15 protein-coding genes are annotated in these 19,776 nt (G+C 56.2%); 12 read left to right on the top strand and 3 right to left on the bottom strand.

Translation table 11 applies throughout. The features are described from left to right. Window positions 1-116 precede the first annotated feature (116 nt). The 5 genes from phoB to malZ all read left to right on the top strand — a co-directional run bounded on the left by phoB (window position 117) and on the right by malZ (window position 7,354). Window positions 117-806 (top strand): phosphate response regulator transcription factor PhoB, encoded by a 690-nt coding sequence (gene phoB / locus OGW17_RS16195; RefSeq protein WP_012133591.1) that lies wholly within the window; start codon window positions 117-119, stop codon window positions 804-806. A gap of 67 nt (window positions 807-873) precedes the next feature. Next, window positions 874-2,169: a phosphate regulon sensor histidine kinase PhoR gene (gene phoR, locus OGW17_RS16190; protein WP_012133590.1), complete on the top strand. Its 1,296-nt coding sequence runs from the start codon at window positions 874-876 to the stop codon at window positions 2,167-2,169. A gap of 408 nt (window positions 2,170-2,577) precedes the next feature. After that, window positions 2,578-3,897, top strand: coding sequence for a branched-chain amino acid transporter carrier protein BrnQ (gene brnQ / locus OGW17_RS16185; RefSeq protein ID WP_012133587.1), 1,320 nt, complete (start codon window positions 2,578-2,580; stop codon window positions 3,895-3,897). A gap of 76 nt (window positions 3,898-3,973) precedes the next feature. Further along, entirely contained in the window at window positions 3,974-5,347 is a 1,374-nt protein-coding gene (gene proY, locus OGW17_RS16180) for a proline-specific permease ProY (RefSeq protein WP_071259923.1), read from the top strand. Window positions 5,348-5,536: 189 nt separating this feature from the next. Next, window positions 5,537-7,354, top strand: a complete 1,818-nt coding sequence (gene malZ, locus OGW17_RS16175) for a maltodextrin glucosidase (RefSeq protein WP_071259920.1) — start codon at window positions 5,537-5,539, stop codon at window positions 7,352-7,354. Here the strand turns inward: malZ and OGW17_RS16170 are convergent. Beyond that, entirely contained in the window at window positions 7,348-8,250 is a 903-nt protein-coding gene (locus OGW17_RS16170) for a LysR family transcriptional regulator (RefSeq protein WP_024130600.1), read from the bottom strand. The genes malZ and OGW17_RS16170 overlap by 7 nt on opposite strands. Window positions 8,251-8,554: 304 nt before the next feature. On the opposite strand from OGW17_RS16170, the gene OGW17_RS16165 reads away from it, so the two are divergent. Both OGW17_RS16165 and OGW17_RS16160 read left to right on the top strand, forming a co-directional pair. After that, window positions 8,555-11,185 carry a DUF2339 domain-containing protein gene (locus OGW17_RS16165; protein WP_071259917.1) on the top strand — a complete coding sequence of 877 codons (2,631 nt, stop codon included), beginning with the start codon at window positions 8,555-8,557 and terminating at the stop codon, window positions 11,183-11,185. Further along, window positions 11,182-12,576, top strand: a complete 1,395-nt coding sequence (locus tag OGW17_RS16160; protein WP_071259914.1) for a DUF3999 domain-containing protein — start codon at window positions 11,182-11,184, stop codon at window positions 12,574-12,576. Before OGW17_RS16165 ends, OGW17_RS16160 begins: the two co-directional genes overlap by 4 nt. Before the next feature lie 151 nt (window positions 12,577-12,727). Here OGW17_RS16160 and OGW17_RS16155 read toward each other — a convergent pair whose 3' ends face one another. After that, window positions 12,728-13,330 carry a peroxiredoxin gene (locus OGW17_RS16155; protein WP_012133577.1) on the bottom strand — a complete coding sequence of 201 codons (603 nt, stop codon included), beginning with the start codon at window positions 13,328-13,330 and terminating at the stop codon, window positions 12,728-12,730. 149 nt (window positions 13,331-13,479) lie between these two features. Next, complete coding sequence (acpH, locus tag OGW17_RS16150) at window positions 13,480-14,061, bottom strand: ACP phosphodiesterase (RefSeq protein ID WP_049009713.1); 582 nt, start codon at window positions 14,059-14,061, stop codon at window positions 13,480-13,482. Between the two features lie 236 nt (window positions 14,062-14,297). Between acpH and queA the strand changes: the two genes are divergently transcribed. From queA to secF, 5 genes are read left to right on the top strand one after another with little or no spacing between them, the layout of a single operon-like run. Then, on the top strand, window positions 14,298-15,368 hold the full coding sequence (gene queA / locus OGW17_RS16145; RefSeq protein ID WP_071259912.1) for a tRNA preQ1(34) S-adenosylmethionine ribosyltransferase-isomerase QueA: 1,071 nt from the start codon (window positions 14,298-14,300) through the stop codon (window positions 15,366-15,368). A gap of 53 nt (window positions 15,369-15,421) precedes the next feature. Next, window positions 15,422-16,549, top strand: a complete 1,128-nt coding sequence (gene tgt / locus OGW17_RS16140) for a tRNA guanosine(34) transglycosylase Tgt (RefSeq protein ID WP_071259910.1) — start codon at window positions 15,422-15,424, stop codon at window positions 16,547-16,549. 22 nt (window positions 16,550-16,571) lie between these two features. Continuing rightward, the gene (gene yajC, locus OGW17_RS16135; protein WP_012133573.1) at window positions 16,572-16,904 is read left to right on the top strand and encodes a preprotein translocase subunit YajC; all 333 of its coding nucleotides are present in this window, start codon (window positions 16,572-16,574) and stop codon (window positions 16,902-16,904) included. 27 nt (window positions 16,905-16,931) lie between these two features. Beyond that, the gene (gene secD / locus OGW17_RS16130) at window positions 16,932-18,779 is read left to right on the top strand and encodes a protein translocase subunit SecD (RefSeq protein ID WP_048902403.1); all 1,848 of its coding nucleotides are present in this window, start codon (window positions 16,932-16,934) and stop codon (window positions 18,777-18,779) included. A 10-nt stretch (window positions 18,780-18,789) separates the two neighbouring features. After that, entirely contained in the window at window positions 18,790-19,761 is a 972-nt protein-coding gene (gene secF, locus OGW17_RS16125) for a protein translocase subunit SecF (RefSeq protein ID WP_024130598.1), read from the top strand. Window positions 19,762-19,776: the final 15 nt, after the last annotated feature.

The following is a 19,776-nucleotide window of genomic DNA, read 5'->3' as shown; positions in this document are numbered from 1 at the left end:
TGTCATAAATCAATAACCTGAGCCGAATGTCGACTATCTTTTTCATAAATCTGTCATAAATCTGACGCATAATGGCGCCGCATTGATGACAACGACTTATTTAAACAGGGCAAATCATGGCGAGACGTATTCTGGTCGTAGAAGATGAAGCTCCAATTCGTGAAATGGTCTGCTTCGTGCTCGAGCAAAATGGCTTTCAGCCAGTAGAAGCCGAAGATTATGACAGTGCTGTGAACCAACTGAATGAACCCTGGCCGGATTTAATCCTCCTTGACTGGATGTTGCCCGGCGGGTCGGGCCTTCAGTTTATTAAACACCTCAAGCGTGAAGCGATGACCCGGGATATCCCTGTGGTTATGCTGACGGCAAGAGGCGAAGAGGAAGACCGCGTGCGCGGGCTGGAAACCGGGGCGGATGACTATGTCACCAAGCCGTTTTCCCCTAAAGAGCTGGTGGCGCGTATCAAAGCTGTGATGCGCCGCATTTCGCCGATGGCGGTAGAAGAGGTGATTGAGATGCAGGGGCTTAGCCTCGATCCAACCTCGCACCGCGTGATGACCGGGGAAAATCCGCTCGATATGGGGCCGACCGAATTTAAATTGTTACACTTCTTTATGACGCACCCTGAGCGCGTCTACAGTCGCGAGCAGCTCCTCAACCATGTCTGGGGAACGAATGTGTATGTTGAAGACCGTACGGTCGATGTGCATATTCGTCGTTTGCGTAAAGCGCTGGAGCACAGCGGTCACGATCGTATGGTGCAAACGGTACGCGGAACCGGGTATCGCTTTTCGACCCGTTTTTAATACCTTGCCGCCAGACCGGCATCTCGGTGTGGCGGGCGGGTTTACTATTCTGAAGGGAGTGTGACGCGTGCTGGAACGGCTGTCATGGAAAAGGCTGGTGCTGGAGCTGATCCTCTGCTGCATCCCCGCTTTTATCCTCAGTGCTTTTTTTGGTTATCTGCCCTGGTTTTTACTGGCGTCGGTAACGGGATTGCTGATCTGGCATTTCTGGAATTTATTGCGCCTCTCCTGGTGGCTGTGGGTCGATATGAGTATGACGCCGCCGCCGGGACGCGGGAGCTGGGAGCCGCTGCTGTACGGTCTGCACCAGATGCAGTTGCGTAATAAAAAGCGGCGTCGCGAACTGGGAAACCTGATTAAACGCTTTCGCAGCGGGGCGGAATCCCTCCCCGACGCGGTGGTGCTGACAACCGAAGACGGCGGGATTTTCTGGTGTAACGGGCTGGCGCAACAGGTGCTTGGGCTGCGCTGGCCGGACGACAACGGGCAAAATATTCTGAACCTGCTGCGCTACCCGGAATTTACGCAGTATCTCAAAACACGCGATTTTATCCGGCCGCTCAATCTGGTGCTCAACACCGGGCGGCATCTGGAGATCCGCGTGATGCCCTATACCGATCAGCAACTGTTGATGGTCGCGCGCGACGTGACGCAGATGCACCAGCTTGAAGGCGCGCGGCGCAATTTCTTCGCGAACGTCAGCCATGAACTACGCACGCCGCTCACCGTCTTGCAGGGCTATCTGGAGATGATGCAGGAGCAGCCTCTGGAAGGCGCGACGCGGGAGAAGGCGCTGCATACGATGCGTGAGCAAACGCACCGGATGGAAGGGCTGGTGAAACAACTGCTGACGCTGTCGAAAATTGAGGCGGCGCCCGCGCTGTTGTTGAACGAAAGGGTGGATGTGCCGATGATGCTGCGCGTTGTTGAGCGTGAGGCGCAGGCGCTCAGCCAGCAGAAACACACCTTTACGTTTGAAGTGGATGCCCGGCTGAGCGTATTGGGCAACGAAGAACAGTTGCGCAGTGCGATTTCGAACCTGGTCTATAACGCGGTGAATCACACGCCTGCGGGAACGCATATTACCGTGCGCTGGCAGCATGTGACCCACGGTGCGGAGTTCAGCGTGGAAGATAACGGGCCGGGGATTGCGCCTGAGCATATTCCGCGTCTGACGGAGCGTTTCTACCGTGTGGACAAAGCGCGGTCGCGGCAAACCGGGGGAAGCGGATTAGGTCTGGCGATTGTGAAACATGCGCTGAATCATCACGAGAGTCGATTGATTATCGACAGTTCGCCGGGTAAAGGGACGCGCTTCAGCTTTGTGCTGCCGGAACGATTAATTGCCAAAAATTGCGCTTAATTGTGGTTCGTAAGGTTAGCTTTCCATAAGCCAGCGGATGCTGGCTTATTTTCTTTGCAGTAAAGAAGACTCCGCTGAATTTTTCAACGTCTGATGCTTTTTTGTTCGCATGATTAGCCATGACTTTTTCTTATGGATAGCGTTTTGTACTGGTTGCTAATTTCATATCGCTATATTCTTCTGGTTTTTGGATCTCACCTTGCTTTAAAACGTTATAAGCGTTTAAATTGCGCTCCAGATGCTGTCATACCGACTGCATTTACGCGGTAAATCGAAAAACTATTCTTCGCCGCGCCAGCCCAGGAGCATATCCCGCTGGAATTGCTTAAAAATGCCGCTGTATCGTCCCGCAGGGAAGGGCAGAAAATTTAACGTTTTCAACACCACATCCACAGGCAGTAAAACTTTATGACCCATCAGTTAAAATCGCGCGATATTATCGCTCTGGGCTTTATGACATTTGCGCTGTTCGTTGGCGCAGGCAATATTATCTTTCCGCCGATGGTCGGTTTGCAGGCAGGCGAACACGTCTGGACTGCGGCGTTCGGCTTTCTGATTACTGCCGTTGGTCTTCCGGTACTTACCGTTGTGGCGCTGGCGAAAGTCGGCGGTGGCGTTGATAGCCTGAGCACCCCGATTGGTAAAGTGGCTGGCGTTCTGCTGGCGACCGTCTGTTATCTGGCGGTGGGGCCGTTATTCGCAACGCCGCGTACGGCGACCGTCTCCTTTGAAGTCGGGATTGCGCCGCTGACCGGCGATTCCGCACTGCCGCTGTTTATCTACAGCCTGGTGTATTTCGCCATTGTGATTCTGGTATCGCTCTATCCGGGCAAACTGCTGGACACGGTGGGTAATTTCCTGGCGCCGCTGAAAATCATCGCGCTGATTATTCTCTCCGTTGCGGCAATCATCTGGCCTGCCGGTCCGATTAGCGACGCGATGGACGCCTACCAGAACGCGGCGTTCTCTAATGGCTTTGTGAATGGCTATCTGACGATGGATACGCTGGGCGCAATGGTGTTTGGTATCGTTATCGTCAATGCGGCGCGCTCGCGCGGCGTTAAAGAAGCGCGTCTGCTGACCCGTTATACCGTCTGGGCGGGCCTGATGGCGGGTGTGGGTTTGACGCTGCTGTACCTTGCGCTGTTCCGTCTGGGATCGGATAGCGCGACGCTGGTCGATCAGTCTGCTAACGGCGCGGCAATCCTGCACGCTTACGTTCAGCATACCTTCGGCGGCGCGGGTAGCCTGCTGCTGGCGGCGCTGATTTTCATCGCCTGTCTGGTGACGGCGGTTGGCCTGACCTGCGCATGTGCGGAGTTCTTTGCGCAGTACGTCCCACTCTCTTATCGCACGCTGGTGTTTATTCTGGGCGGCTTCTCAATGGTGGTATCGAATCTGGGTCTGAGCCATCTGATTCAGATTTCTATTCCGGTGCTGACAGCCATCTATCCGCCGTGTATCGCACTGGTTGTATTAAGCTTTACCCGCTCATGGTGGCATAATTCTTCCCGCGTCATTGCTCCGGCGATGTTTATCAGCCTGGTTTTTGGTATCCTTGACGGGATTAAAGCCTCTGCGATTGGTGACATCTTACCGGCCTGGACCCAGCGTTTACCGCTGGCGGAACAGGGGCTGGCGTGGTTGATGCCAACAGTGGTGATGGTTGTTCTGGCAATTATCTGGGATCGCGCCGCAGGTCGACAAGTGACCTCCAGCGCTCACTAAGATCACTGACAGTATGTTTTAACCACGGGGCTACAGGCCCCGTGGTTTTTTTATTATTTTGATGGGTTCGGAATTGATGGAAAGCAATAACAAGCTAAAGCGTGGGCTGAGCACCCGGCACATTCGCTTTATGGCATTGGGCTCGGCAATTGGCACCGGATTATTTTATGGCTCGGCAGACGCCATCAAAATGGCCGGGCCAAGCGTGTTGCTGGCCTACATTATCGGCGGGGTCGCGGCGTACATTATTATGCGCGCGCTGGGCGAAATGTCCGTGCATAACCCCGCCGCCAGCTCGTTCTCGCGCTATGCGCAGGAAAACCTCGGCCCGCTCGCCGGTTACATTACCGGCTGGACTTACTGTTTTGAAATTCTGATTGTCGCCATTGCCGACGTGACCGCCTTCGGTATCTATATGGGGGTCTGGTTCCCTACGGTGCCGCACTGGATCTGGGTGCTGAGCGTGGTGCTGCTTATCTGCGCCATCAACCTGATGAGCGTGAAGGTATTCGGCGAACTGGAATTCTGGTTCTCGTTCTTTAAAGTCGCCACTATCATCATCATGATTGTCGCCGGCTTCGGCATCATTATCTGGGGGATTGGCAACGGCGGGCAGCCGACCGGGGTCCACAACCTGTGGAGCAACGGTGGGTTCTTCAGCAACGGCTGGCTGGGGATGGTGATGTCGCTGCAAATGGTGATGTTCGCTTATGGCGGGATTGAAATTATCGGCATCACCGCCGGAGAAGCGAAAGACCCGGAGAAATCTATTCCGCGCGCCATCAATTCCGTGCCGATGCGTATTCTGGTGTTCTACGTGGGCACGCTGTTCGTCATCATGTCTATCTACCCGTGGAACCAGGTTGGCACCAGCGGCAGTCCGTTCGTCCTGACCTTCCAGCATCTTGGCATTACGTTTGCCGCCAGCATCCTGAACTTTGTGGTGCTGACCGCTTCGCTGTCGGCGATTAACTCCGACGTGTTCGGCGTGGGGCGTATGCTGCACGGTATGGCGGAGCAGGGCAGTGCGCCGAAAGTGTTCGCTAAAACGTCGCGTCGCGGTATTCCGTGGGTGACGGTTATGGTGATGACCATTGCGCTGCTGTTCGCGGTTTACCTGAACTACATCATGCCGGAAAACGTCTTCCTGGTGATTGCTTCGCTGGCGACCTTCGCCACGGTATGGGTATGGATTATGATCCTGCTGTCGCAGATTGCGTTCCGCCGCCGTCTGCCGCCGGATGAGGTGAAGGCGCTGAAATTTAAAGTGCCGGGCGGCGTGGCGACAACCGTTACGGGCCTGATCTTCCTGGTCTTTATTATCGCGCTTATCGGCTACCATCCAGATACCCGTATTTCGCTGTACGTCGGTTTCGCCTGGATCGCACTGCTGTTGGTCGGCTGGATGTTTAAACGCCGCCGCGACCGCCAACTGGCTGAAGTGGGGTGATTCCCCGCCGGATGGCGCTAACGCTTATCCGGCCTACAGGCAACCGTAGGCCGGATAAGCGTTAGCGCCATCCGGCAGTATCAAACAATATCCTCCCCCGGACTCCTCCCCCAATAAACATTAAGATGATGAGTTATCCTTGATGTCGCTATGGCAAGGTGGCTTCATTTTCATCAAAGGGGATACGTGATGTTGAACGCCTGGCACCTTCCGGTTGCCCCATTTGTTAAGCAAAACAAAGAACAACTGACCATTACGTTATGGCTGAGCGGGGAAAACCCGCCCCAGCGTGTGACGCTACGCGCTGAGAACGATAATGAAGAAATCTCGCTGGCGATGCATCGGCTGCGCAGTCAACCGCAACCGGGCGTCACGGCATGGCGGGCGGCGATCGATCTCGCCAGCGGACAGCCGCGCCGTCGCTACAGCTTTAAGCTGCTCTGGCACGATCGCCAGCTGTGGTTCACGCCGCAGGGATTTAGCCGTTTCCCGCCCGCGCGGCTGGAGCAGTTTGCCGTCGATGTGCCGGACAATGGCCCGCAATGGGTCGCCGATCAGATTTTCTATCAAATCTTCCCGGATCGCTTTGCCCGCAGCCAGCCGCGCGAAGCGGAACAGGATAATGTCTATTACCATCATGCCGCCGGTCAGGATATCGTCTTGCACGACTGGGACGATCCGGTGACTGCGCAGGCCGGGGGATCGACGTTCTACGGCGGCGATCTGGACGGGATCAGCGAGAAACTGCCGTACCTGAAAAAACTGGGGGTGACGGCGCTGTACCTGAACCCGGTCTTTAGCGCGCCAAGCGTCCATAAATACGATACGGAAGATTATCGTCACGTTGATCCGCAGTTTGGCGGCGATCGGGCGCTGCTGCGCCTGCGGCAGCATACGCAGCAGCAGGGAATGCGCCTGGTGCTGGACGGCGTCTTTAACCATAGCGGCGACTCGCACGCCTGGTTTGACAGGCATAATCGGGGAAGCGGCGGCGCATGCCACAACCCGGATTCGCCCTGGCGTGACTGGTACTCTTTCTCCCCGGAGGGCGTGGCGCTGGACTGGCTGGGGTATCCGAGTCTGCCCAAGCTGGATTTCCAGTCGGAAAGCCTGGTCAATGAAATCTACCGCGGTGAAGACAGCATTGTGCGTCACTGGCTGAAAGCGCCGTGGCATATGGACGGCTGGCGGCTTGATGTGGTGCATATGCTGGGCGAGGCCGGAGGCGCGCGCAATAACCTGCAACACGTTGCCGGTATTACGCAGGCGGCAAAAGAGACGCAGCCTGACGCCTATATCGTTGGCGAGCATTTTGGCGATGCGCGGCAATGGCTCCAGGCGGATGCGGAAGATGCCGCCATGAACTATCGCGGCTTCACTTTCCCGCTGTGGGGATTTCTCGCCAATACCGATATCTCTTACGATCCGCAGCACATTGACGCGCAAACCTGCATCGCCTGGATGGATAACTACCGTGCTGGCCTGTCGCATCAGCAGCAGTTGCGGATGTTTAACCAACTGGACAGCCACGATACCGCCCGTTTCAAATCGCTGCTGGGCAAAGACGTGGCGCGTTTGCCGCTGGCGGTTGTCTGGCTGTTTACCTGGCCTGGCGTTCCCTGCATCTATTACGGCGATGAAGTGGGGCTGGACGGCAATAACGATCCGTTCTGTCGTAAGCCGTTCCCGTGGCAGGTTGAAAAACAGGATGCCACGCTGTTGGCGCTGTACCAGCGTCTGGGGAAACTTCGCCAGCGCACGCAGGCGCTACGTCATGGCGGTTGCCAGGTGATTTATGCCGAAGAAGATGTGGTGGTCTTTGTGCGAGTCTATCACCAGCAGCGCGTACTGGTGGCGATCAACCGGGGCGAGGCCTGTGAGGTCGTATTGCCTGACTCACCGTTGCTTAACGTCAGCGAATGGCGAGGCAAAGAGGGGAAAGGCCAACTGGCTGAGGGCGTTCTCAGCCTGCCCGCCATTTCCGCTACGGTCTGGGTGAATCACTGATAGAGCTGCGCGACTTCCGGGCTGGCGAGCAGGGCTTCTCGCCACCAGCGCTGCGCCAGACCGTCGCTGTGGTTGCGCCATGCCATATAGGCGACATCTTTCTGCCGAAAAGAGATGACGGATTTTTCCACCAGCTCGCCGGTGGCAAGCCACGGTCTGACAATATGGCGGGGGAGGAATCCGCACCCTAAACCGGCGCGCAGCAGCGTCACTTTGCTGTCGAAGTCATCCACGCGAATTTGCGGCTGCTCATCCATTAAATTGGATTGCAGGGGATGGCAGAAGCGGGCGCTGTCGCTGATCACCACCGCCCGATGCAGACAGAGTTGCTCATTGGTCAGACCGTCCGTGGCGGCGGCCAGCGGGTGCGAAGGCGCGACCACAAATACGTTGTCCAGGGTGCCGAGCATTTTATATGACCAGGCGGCGGAGGTCGGAGGCTCGTTAATTGCGCCGAGAATGATGTCTGCGCCGTTGTGCGTCAGCTCTTCCCACGATCCCGCCAGCGTATGGTGTGTAAAATTGAGGCGCGTTTGCTTATTCAGCGCATAAAACGCATCAATAACGGGCAGCAGCGTCTCGAAAGGGAAGGAATCATCCAGTGCTATCGCCAGCTCTTTTTCCCAGCCAGAGCTTAACTGCACGGCTTGTTTCTCCAGGTCTTTTGCGGCGTTGAGCAGCAGACGCCCTTTTTCCAGCATCATCCGTCCGGTATCGGTAAATTTCGCCCGGTGGCCGGAGCGATCGAGAAGCTCAATATCGAGATCGTTTTCCAGTTTCTGAATCATATAGCTAAGCGCCGCGGGGGTTTTAAACAGCGACCCGGCCGCAGCGGCAAACGAGCCGTGTTTGTCGATAGCATCAAGAATGAGCAGAACGTCCAGATTGATTCGCATGATCTGAAAATATCCTGAAAATGAAATAAGTACGTTGTACAGACTGTCGAAAAACAATGCCAGTGAATAATTTAGACCAAAGCATGGCATTTTTTTGAGGGTGTCTGTTATGCAAAATAAGATGAAATAACCACGTTATTAGCATGGTTCATTTCCTCAATAATGCATTCAAAATGGTCGGCTCTATTCGCCCCGAAGCCGCGTTCTGGTTTACGCTGCGATCCGGCATTTTCACCTTCAGGGATGGCAAAAATGTAATAATCTATGTCATTCTGGTCTGTCCTTGTACAGTGAAGGTGGAAACATGGATGAGCTTTTAATCCTTGGCTGCATTGTTTTATTCTTCGCGCTGGTGGTGGTTCCCATTCTCGCGATTGTCGCGCTCAACCGCAGCGCGTCGGTTCGCTTTGAGCTGGCGGTGTTGCGCCGACGGGTTGAGCAACTTGAACAGCAGCGTGCGGGAGAAGCGCCAGCGGTACAGGTGACGGCGGAACCTTCGCTATCTGCGAAAGAGCGTGTCGCGCCATCGCCGCCTGATGCCATCGAAGCGGCCATATCTGAGCCGGAAAATCCCTGGGCTGCGCAGGAAACCCTCGCAAAACCGCTCCCGGCGCCTGCGAAAACGGCGAAACCTTCCGCGTTCGGCGGCGTTTTCACCTCGCTGGCGCGCTGGTTTATGCAGGGAAATCCGCTGGCGAAGCTGGGCATTCTGCTCCTCTTTTTCGGTTTATCTTTCCTGTTGCGTTATACGGTTGAACACGCGCTGTTTCCGCTTGAACTGCGTCTTGTCACTGCGGCGCTGTGTGCCGTAGTGCTGCTCGCGACAGGCTGGCGTTTGCGACGCAAACAGCCGGTCTATGCGCTGATCCTGCAAGGCGGCGCGACAGGCGTGCTCTATCTGACCGTCTTTGGCGCATTCCGGCTGTGGCAAATGCTGCCGATGACGCTGGCGTTTGCGCTGCTGGTGCTGATTTGCGCCGCAAGCGTAGGGCTGGCTATTTTGCAAAAAGCGCTTAGCCTGGCGATGCTGGCCAGCCTGGGCGGTTATCTTGCGCCGCTGCTGCTGTCGACGGGCAGCGGGAACTATGTGGCGTTGTTCTCGTTCTATCTCCTGCTGTCGGCAGGCATTCTTGCCATAAGCGTCTGGCAGCACTGGCGTGAGCTTAATCTGCTGGGGTTATTATTCACTTTCGGGGTCGGCGGCCTGTGGGGCGTCAGCGACTACCGGCCTGAATACTGGCTCAACTGCCAGCTTTTCCTGATTGCCAATATCATTATTTTCGGCGTGCTGAGCGTGGCGCTGTCGCTGCGGGCGCAGGAAAAAGGCAAACATATTGTTGATGGCGTGCTGTTGTTTGCGCCGCCGCTGGTTGGGTTTGGCATGCAGTACGCCATTACCCAACATATGGATTATGGTCCGGCGCTCAGTGCGCTGGGCTACGGCGCGTTCTATATGGCGCTGGCGTGGCTGGCGCTGCGCCGCTACCCGTCGATGGGAAGGCCGCTGGTGCTGGCGGCGCTCGCGTTGGGCGGCGCGTTTACTACCCTCGCCATCCCGCTGGCGCTTTCGGCGCGCTGGACGGCAATGGCCTGGGCGCTGGAGGGGCTTGGCGTATTGTGGCTGGGTATGCAGCAACAGCAGCGGCGGATGAGCTATAGCGGCACTGCGCTCATGCTACTGGCTGTGGGCAGCGCGTTGTGGGCGCTGGCCGATGACGCCGCGCCGCTGACGGTGATGATGATCTTCGCCGTGCTGAGTTTGTGCTGGCTGGGCGGCGCGTGGCTGTGGCGCAGCGAGAAGAAGGAGGTCGGTTGGGCGCTGCTGGCGGGCGGCATCGCCTTCTGGATCGTCGCGCTGACGGGGGCCTCGCAACTGGCGCTGGCGCGTTATGCTGCCGAATGGTCTGGCGTGCTGGCGCTACTCGCCGCGTCCGCCTGGCTCTGGCGTTATCTGAGCGGGCGGCTCGCCTGGCAGGCGTTAGGTTACAGCCCCTGGCTGCTGTGGCCTGCGATGCTGCTGGCATTACTGTACCAGATTGAAGAACGGCAGATTTTCGCCGCAGGCTGGCAAAATCTGGCGTGGTGCGTGGCGCTGCCTTGTGCGGTGCTCATGCTTTATCGTGATGATGCGCATCTGCCGCCGCGCATCTCCCGGACGCTGCATTTATCCTTGTTCTGGATGGTGCTTTTAGCGCTCGGGATGGAGTTGTTCTGGTTTGTGCAGTCGTTGCCGTGGGGAATGGACGCCTGGCGCAGCGGGTTGATGATGGCGGCGGGCGGAATCGTCATACTGCTGGTACACGCCGCGCTGCGCCGCGATTTGTGGCCGTTCAAATGCTGGCCTGCGTTGTACGGCGCGCTGGCGCTGGCGCCCGTGGCAGTGATCCTGCTGTTGCTTCTGGTGCTGGCGAATTTACAGGATGGCGTGGTTTTCCAACAGCGCTATCTGCCAGTGGTGAACCCGCTTGAGGAGGGAGCCGCTTTCGCCTTGCTGGGATTGTTCCTCCTTGCGCGTTTCTCTCGTCGTTTTCTGCCGTCGCCGTTAGTGAAATATCACGCATGGGCGCCTGTGGTGCTGGCGGCGCTCGCATTCTGGTGGTTGAACGGAGGGCTGATGCGGGCGCTGGCGTGGTATGGCGAGGTGGCGTGGAGCATGGAGACATTGTGGCATTCGCGGTTGATCCAGACCTGTTTCGCCCTGTTCTGGATGCTGACGGCGTTAATTATGATGTTGCTCGCGACCCGTCGCCGTTCGCGGCGGGAATGGTTATGCGGCGCGGTGCTTTTGGGGATCGTCATTGTTAAGCTGATGCTGGTGGATAGCGCGCGCGGCGGCGGGCTGGCGCGCGCCATCGCTTTTATCGGCGTGGCGATCCTGGTACTTATCGTCGGGTATTTTTCACCGTTACCGCCCAAAGCAGGAGAAGAAAAATGAAATGGATGAAAGCGGTAGTCTGGAGCGCGTTGCTGAGTACGGCGTGGCCGGCGTTCAGCCGTGACAAAGCCCCGGAAACGCCGCAGGATTACGCCACCGGCATGATGCTGGAAGCGACGGGTTCATCGCCGTGGTATCGCGTTTCGCTGCCGCTGGCGCTTTACCAACAAAGCGCCTGGCCGGATTTACGCGATGTGCGGGTTTTTAACCGCCAGGGCGATACGGTGCCCTTTGCGCTGACGGCGCAGAAAACGCCGTCTGTCACGCCAGAGACGGTGGCGCTGCGGCTTTTTCCTCTGGATATGTCGCCAGTATCACCGCGGGAAGGGGAGCGCCGTGGAAGCGAATCCTTTGTCTTGCGTTCAAAGACCGGCGTGGAAATTCATCTGGAAAGCGATGACGTTAACGCGGTTGGGCAGAGCTATTTACTGACTCTGCCGGAAGAGATGACGGCGGCCTTTTCGCTGGCGCAACTGCGCCTGAACTGGAACACGCCTGCGGGCAACTGGCAGGGGAAGGCGTCCGTTTATGCCAGCCGTGATTTACGTTACTGGCAACCCGTGCAAGAAGACGCGCCGCTGATGGATCTGACGCGCGATAGCGATCGGCTGAAAATGGACACCATCAGCGCCAGCCTGACGCTCTCTGCGGAAGGCCGTCGCTACCTGCTGGTGATTCTCGATTCGCAAAGTCCGCCGCTGACGTTAAACAGCGTAAGCGCCATTGCGGACAGCGGAGAACCGGCGGCGGAGCGTATTGCGCTGGAGGCCCACGCAAAGAAAGTGTCGGAAACAGAAGCCGTATGGCGCTGGAATCAGCCGCAGCCGCTGACGTCGCTCAGAATTGCGCTGGAAAACGAGGGCGTTTTACCGGTTGAGCTGGCATGGCGCGGCGGGGAAAAAGAGGCGTGGCGTCCACTGACGAAAACGATCCTGTACCGCCTCGACGGGAAGCGTTCGGAGGATATTCTTCTTTCAGGTCAACAGGTTGAAGCTATCCGTATGACCACCATCAACGCCCGATTGCCGGAAACGCTGCCTGCGCTGAGCGGCGCGCGGGACAGTTATCAACTGGTGTTCAATACTCAGGGGAAAGGCCCGTATATGCTGGCCTGGGGAAACCGGGCGGCGGAAAAAGCCGATGTTGAGCTGGATATGCTGATCCCGGCGTCGCTGCGCAAAACGCAGGATGTTAACGACCTGCCCTGGGCGATGACGCAGCAGCGCGTAACGCTGGGCGGTGAGGCGCGGCTGACGGCAACGTCGGCTGCGGAGCAGCAAAGCCGCTGGAAAACGTTACTGGTGTGGGGGGCGTTGATTGCTGGCGTCGCGGTACTGTTGGTGATGGCGTGGCGAATCTGGCGCGAGGTGAAAAAGGACGGCGCGGCGTAAACGCGACATGTTTGTAGGCCCGGGAAACGGCGTGCCACCGGGCACTACGCCGGATGGCGGCGGAACGCCTTATCCGGCCTACAAAAATCCATAGGCCTGATAAGCGCAATAAAAAAGCTCGCCATAGCGAGCTTTTTTCAATTCGAGCCGATTACAGGCTGGCGACGTTTTCAGTCAGGTATTTTGCCACGCCGTCTGGAGAGGCGTTCATCCCTTCTTTGCCTTTTTCCCACTGTGCCGGGCACACTTCGCCGTGCTCTTCGTGGAACTGCAACGCGTCAACCATACGCAGCATTTCGTCGATGTTACGGCCCAGCGGCAGGTCGTTAACCACCTGGTGACGAACCACGCCGTTGGCGTCGATCAGGAAAGAACCGCGCAGGGCAACGCCCGCTTCCGGGTGTTCGATACCGTAGGCTTTCTGGATTTCACGCTTCACGTCAGCAACCATTGCGTATTTCACTGCACCGATGCCGCCTTTATCGACAGGGGTGTTACGCCATGCGTTGTGGACGAATTCAGAGTCAAAAGAAACGCCGACAACTTCTACGCCACGCGCCTGGAACTCTTCATAACGTTTGTCGAAAGCAATCAGTTCAGACGGGCAAACGAAGGTGAAATCCATCGGCCAGAAGAACAGAACGGTTGCTTTGCCGTTGGTGTGCTGTTTGAAGTTGAAGTTTTCAACGATCTCACCGCTACCCAGTACGGCGGCTGCTGTGAAGTCCGGGGCCTGACGAGTAACCAGTACCATATAAATACTCCTGCAAAGTTAAGGGGTTTGGAACGCAACGCGGGCAAGTATAGGGAGGGGAAGAGGGCAACTCAACGCGGTGCTGACAATCAATGAGACAGGTTTCACCTATCAATTTTTTGCCTGATGGCGTTACGCTTATCAGGCAGCTAAAGCGACTTCTGACGCGCCTGCGCCATCATGCGCGGGTAGAAGCGCCAGAAACGTGCTTCTAACGCATCGTAGTGCGCATCCAGATCGTACCAGGAATCGCGCAGGGCATCGAGGCGTGGGCGGCGATTCGCCATCCCGTTGAGGACATTCTGGATAAAATCCATATCGCGATAACGCTCCAGCCACTTTTCCGACCACAGATAATCGTTCAGATTCACAAAACGCGGCGGCGAGTCGGGCAAAATAGTGCTGACCTGCGCATGGGCGTAGCCCACGAATGCCTGCAACGGGAAATCGGGAGATATTGTCGCCCAGTGGCGCGACAGGAAGTGGTCCCACATCACATCCAGAGTGATGGGGGCTACACGACGGGTTTCGCTGCGAAACCATTCCCGCGCTTCACGCACTTCCGGCAGATTATCGGTCATGACGTCAATCCGCCGATGCATATAAATCCCTTCCACCACGTCAGGGGGAAAATTAGCCTCCGGGTTTCCCCGAACAAAATCGGCCAGTAAATTGCCGGAAAGCGAGCTGTCGGCGAGATGCGCTAAGTGCAGGTGTGCAAGAAAATTCATATCCACTTCATCCTTCAAACTGCCTCTTTGTTGGCTGCGAGTTACTCGGCCCATCCCCGGGCCTCACCCCTGCGACTTACTTGAGTAAGCGCCTGGGGACTTATTCAGTTGCCGCCTCGATGCATCCTGAATGATTTTGTCTATAGCTTATATCTCTTAACTTGAGGGGTAACGGTTGCAGGGAGCGCGCCCCGGCACTAGACTACCCGCCTCTTATTTTAGTCTGAGTCAGTGTCATGCGCGTTACCGATTTTTCCTTTGAATTACCCGAATCCCTGATTGCCCACTATCCGCAGCCTGAGCGCAGCCGTTGCCGCTTGCTGTCACTGGACGGGCCGACGGGCGCGCTGACGCACGGTACTTTCACCGATCTGCTCGATAAGCTCAACCCAGGCGATCTGCTGGTCTTTAATAATACCCGCGTCATCCCGGCGCGTCTGTTTGGCCGTAAAGCCAGCGGCGGCAAGATTGAAGTACTGGTTGAGCGGATGCTGGATGACAAACGCATTCTGGCGCATATTCGCGCTTCCAAAGCGCCGAAACCGGGCGCGGAACTGCTGTTGGGCGATGACGAAAGCATTAACGCCACCATGACCGCACGTCATGGCGCGCTGTTTGAAGTTGAGTTCAACGACGCGCGCCCGGTTCTGGAGATTCTCAACGCGATCGGCCATATGCCGCTGCCGCCATACATCGACCGCCCGGATGAAGACGCCGACCGTGAGTTGTATCAGACGGTCTACAGTGAAAAACCGGGGGCCGTTGCCGCGCCAACCGCAGGTTTGCACTTTGACGATCCGCTGCTGGCCGCGCTGCGCGAAAAAGGCATTGAGATGGTGTTTGTGACGCTGCACGTCGGCGCGGGGACGTTCCAGCCGGTGCGTGTGGAGACCATTGAAGATCACATCATGCACTCGGAGTACGCCGAAGTCCCGCAGGAGGTGGTTGATGCGGTGCTGGCGGCAAAAGCGCGGGGCAATCGGATCATCGCGGTAGGCACCACCTCGGTACGCTCGCTGGAGAGTGCGGCGCAGGCGGCGAAAAACGACCTGATCGAACCGTTCTTCGGCGATACGCAAATCTTCATCTACCCAGGTTATCAATACAAAGTGATTGATGCGCTGGTGACCAATTTCCATCTGCCGGAATCGACGCTGATTATGCTGGTGTCCGCTTTTGCGGGTTATCAGCACACGATGAATGCGTACAAGGCTGCGGTAGAACAAAATTATCGCTTTTTTAGCTACGGGGACGCGATGTTTATCACGTACAATCCGCAGGCTTTGAATGAGCGTGTCGGGAAGTAGGTTCGCGGCACAGGTTTAAACGTCAGACTGTTTTTCTGGCGTATGGAGAGAAAATGAAATTCGAACTGGATACTACCGACGGACGCGCTCGCCGTGGCCGCCTGGTGTTTGATCGTGGCGTAGTGGAAACGCCTGCTTTTATGCCTGTCGGTACGTATGGCACCGTTAAAGGCATGACGCCGGAAGAAGTTGAAGCCACCGGCGCACAAATTATTCTCGGCAACACCTTCCACCTGTGGCTGCGCCCGGGTCAGGAAATCATGAAACTGCATGGCGATCTGCATGATTTCATGCAGTGGAAAGGCCCGATCCTGACGGACTCCGGCGGTTTCCAGGTATTCAGCCTCGGCGATATTCGCAAGATCACCGAGCAGGGCGTGCATTTCCGCAACCCGATCAACGGCGATCCGATTTTCCTCGATCCTGAAAAATCCATGGAGATTCAGTACGATCTCGGTTCCGATATCGTCATGATTTTCGACGAATGTACGCCGTATCCGGCGGACTGGGACTATGCTAAACGCTCTATGGAGATGTCTTTACGCTGGGCGAAGCGCAGCCGCGACCGTTTTGATGGTTTGGGCAACAAAAATGCGCTTTTTGGCATCATTCAGGGCAGCGTTTACGAAGATTTACGCGATATCTCTGTCAAAGGTCTGGTAGAGATTGGCTTTGATGGCTACGCTGTCGGCGGTCTGGCTGTGGGTGAGCCGAAGGAAGACATGCAGCGCATTCTGGAGCATGTCTGCCCGCAAATCCCGGCGGACAAACCTCGTTACCTGATGGGCGTCGGCAAACCGGAAGATCTGGTGGAAGGCGTGCGTCGCGGTATCGATATGTTTGACTGCGTTATGCCAACACGCAATGCCCGTAATGGTCACCTGTTCGTGACTGACGGCGTGGTGAAAATTCGTAATGCGAAGCATAAAAGCGACACCAGCCCGCTCGATGCCGAGTGTGATTGCTACACCTGTCGCAATTATTCGCGTGCCTACTTGCATCATCTCGACCGTTGCAACGAAATATTGGGCGCGCGACTCAACACGATTCATAACCTGCGTTACTACCAGCGTTTGATGGCGGGTTTACGCAAGGCTATTGAAGAGGGTAAATTAGAGAGCTTCGTGACCGATTTTTACCAACGTCAGGGTCGACCTGTTCCACCTTTGAACGTTGATTAATTTTAATAATGAGGGAAATTTAATGAGCTTTTTTATTTCTGATGCGGTAGCGGCAACAGGTGCTCCGGCGCAGGGCAGCCCGATGTCTCTGATTTTGATGCTGGTGGTGTTTGGTCTGATTTTTTACTTCATGATCCTGCGTCCACAGCAGAAGCGCACCAAAGAACACAAAAACCTGATGAGCTCCATCGCAAAAGGCGATGAAGTGCTGACTAACGGTGGCCTGGTGGGTCGTGTAACGAAAGTAGCGGAATCCGGCTACATCGTTATCGCGCTGAATGACACCACTGAAGTGGTTATCAAACGTGACTTCGTAGCTGCCGTTCTGCCGAAAGGCACTATGAAGGCGCTGTAATCTATTGTTTTCCCAAAGGGAACTGCCGTGTTAAACCGTTATCCTTTGTGGAAGTACATCATGCTGGTCGTCGTGATTGTCGTCGGCCTGCTTTACGCACTTCCCAACCTGTATGGTGAGGATCCGGCTGTTCAAATCACTGGCGCGCGCGGCGTCGCCGCCAGTGAGCAAACGCTGATCCAGGTCCAGAAAACGTTACAAGAAGAAAAAATTACCGCTAAGTCTGTGGCTCTGGAAGAGGGCGCTATTCTTGCGCGCTTCGACACCACCGACATCCAGCTGCGCGCCCGTGAAGCGCTGGTTGGCGTGCTGGGTGATAAATACGTCGTGGCGCTTAACCTTGCTCCGGCAACGCCTCGTTGGCTGGCGGCCATTAAAGCCGAGCCGATGAAACTTGGCCTTGACCTGCGTGGCGGCGTTCACTTCCTGATGGAAGTGGATATGGACACCGCGTTAGGTAAGCTTCAGGAGCAAAATATCGATAGCCTGCGCAGCGACCTGCGTGAAAAAGGCATTCCTTATACCACTGTTCGCAAAGAAGATAACTACGGTCTGAGCATCACGTTCCGCGATAACAAAGCGCGTGATGAAGCGATCTCTTATCTGAGCGGGCGTCACCGCGATCTGGTGATTACCAGCCAGGGCAATACGGTGCTGCGTGCGGTCATGTCTGATGCGCGTCTGAGCGAAGCGCGTGAATATGCCGTTCAGCAGAACATCAACATTCTGCGTAACCGTGTAAACCAATTGGGCGTGGCTGAGCCGGTTGTCCAGCGTCAGGGTGCGGATCGCATCGTCGTTGAGCTGCCGGGTATTCAGGATACCGCGCGTGCGAAAGAGATTCTGGGCGCTACCGCGACCCTCGAATTCCGTCTGGTAAACACCAATGTTGACCAGTCTGCGGCGGCATCCGGGCGCGTACCGGGTGACTCGGAAGTGAAACAGACGCGCGAAGGCCAGCCGGTTGTGCTGTACAAACGCGTGATCCTGACCGGTGACCATATCACCGACTCCACTTCCAGCCAGGACGAATACAACCAACCGCAGGTTAACATCTCGCTGGATAGCGCAGGTGGCAACATCATGTCTAACTTCACCAAAGACAATATCGGCAAGCCGATGGCGACCTTGTTTGTGGAGTACAAAGACAGCGGTAAGAAAGATGCCAACGGCCGTGCGGTACTGGTGAAGCAGGAAGAGGTGATTAACATCGCCAACATCCAGTCTCGCCTGGGCAACAGCTTCCGTATTACCGGTATCAACAACCCGAACGAAGCCCGCCAGCTCTCTCTGCTGCTGCGCGCCGGTGCGCTGATTGCGCCGATTCAGATTGTTGAAGAACGGACTATCGGCCCGACGCTGGGTATGCAGAACATCAAACAGGGCCTGGAAGCGTGTCTGGCCGGTCTGGTGGTCTCCATCCTGTTCATGATCTTCTTCTACAAGAAGTTCGGTCTGATTGCGACAAGCGCGCTGGTGGCCAACCTGGTATTGATTGTCGGTATCATGTCGCTGCTGCCGGGGGCCACGCTGAGTATGCCGGGGATTGCCGGTATCGTGCTAACCCTTGCGGTGGCGGTCGACGCCAACGTACTGATCAACGAACGTATTAAAGAAGAGTTGAGCAACGGGCGTACGGTTCAGCAGGCGATTGATGAAGGTTATAAAGGCGCGTTCAGTTCCATCTTCGATGCGAACATCACCACGCTGATTAAAGTCATCATCCTGTACGCAGTCGGCACCGGGGCAATTAAAGGGTTCGCGATTACTACCGGTATCGGTGTGGCGACGTCGATGTTTACCGCGATTGTCGGTACGCGTGCCATCGTAAACCTGTTGTATGGCGGCAAACGCATCAACAAGCTGTCAATCTGAGGAGTGCGATGTGGCACAGGAATATACTGTTGAACAATTGAACCACGGCCGTAAAGTCTATGACTTTATGCGCTGGGACTACTGGGCTTTCGGCATCTCTGGTTTCCTGCTGATTGCGGCCATCGTGGTGATGGGCGTGCGCGGTTTTAACTGGGGTCTCGATTTTACCGGTGGTACGGTTATCGAAATCACGCTGGAAAAACCGGCCGAAATGGACGTGATGCGCGATGCGCTGGAAAAAGCGGGCTTTGCTGAGCCGCTGTTGCAGAACTTCGGTAGCAGCCACGACATTATGGTGCGTATGCCGCCGACGGAAGGTGAAGACGGCGGTCAGGTGCTGGGTAGCAAAGTGCTGAGTGTCATTAACGAAGCCACCAGCCAGAACGCCGCCGTGAAGCGTATTGAGTTTGTCGGGCCGAGCGTGGGCGCCGATCTGGCGCAAACCGGTGCGATGGCGCTGATTGTCGCGCTGATCTCTATCCTTATTTATGTCGGTTTCCGCTTTGAGTGGCGACTGGCGGCGGGGGTGGTTATCGCGCTGGCGCACGACGTGATTATCACCTTAGGGATTCTGTCGTTGTTCCATATTGAGATCGACCTGACGATCGTTGCATCGTTGATGTCGGTTATCGGTTACTCGCTGAACGACAGTATCGTGGTATCTGACCGTATTCGTGAAAACTTCCGCAAAATTCGTCGCGGGACGCCTTACGAAATCTTTAACGTGTCGTTGACCCAGACGCTGCACCGTACGTTGATCACCTCCGGGACGACGTTAGTGGTGATTCTGATGCTGTACCTCTTCGGTGGTCCGGTACTGGAAGGCTTCTCTCTGACCATGCTGATCGGTGTTTCTATCGGTACGGCATCGTCGATCTACGTGGCCTCGGCGTTGGCGCTGAAGCTGGGCATGAAGCGCGAGCATATGTTGCAGCAGAAAGTTGAGAAAGAAGGGGCGGATCAGCCGTCTATTCTGCCTTAATCACGCAGTCACGTT

This window comes from Citrobacter sp. CK181, from assembly GCF_030333595.1.
Lineage (GTDB): Bacteria > Pseudomonadota > Gammaproteobacteria > Enterobacterales > Enterobacteriaceae > Citrobacter_B > Citrobacter_B koseri.
The sequence above is the reverse complement of the archived record's forward strand: the minus strand, read 5'-3'. Positions and strand labels throughout refer to the sequence as shown.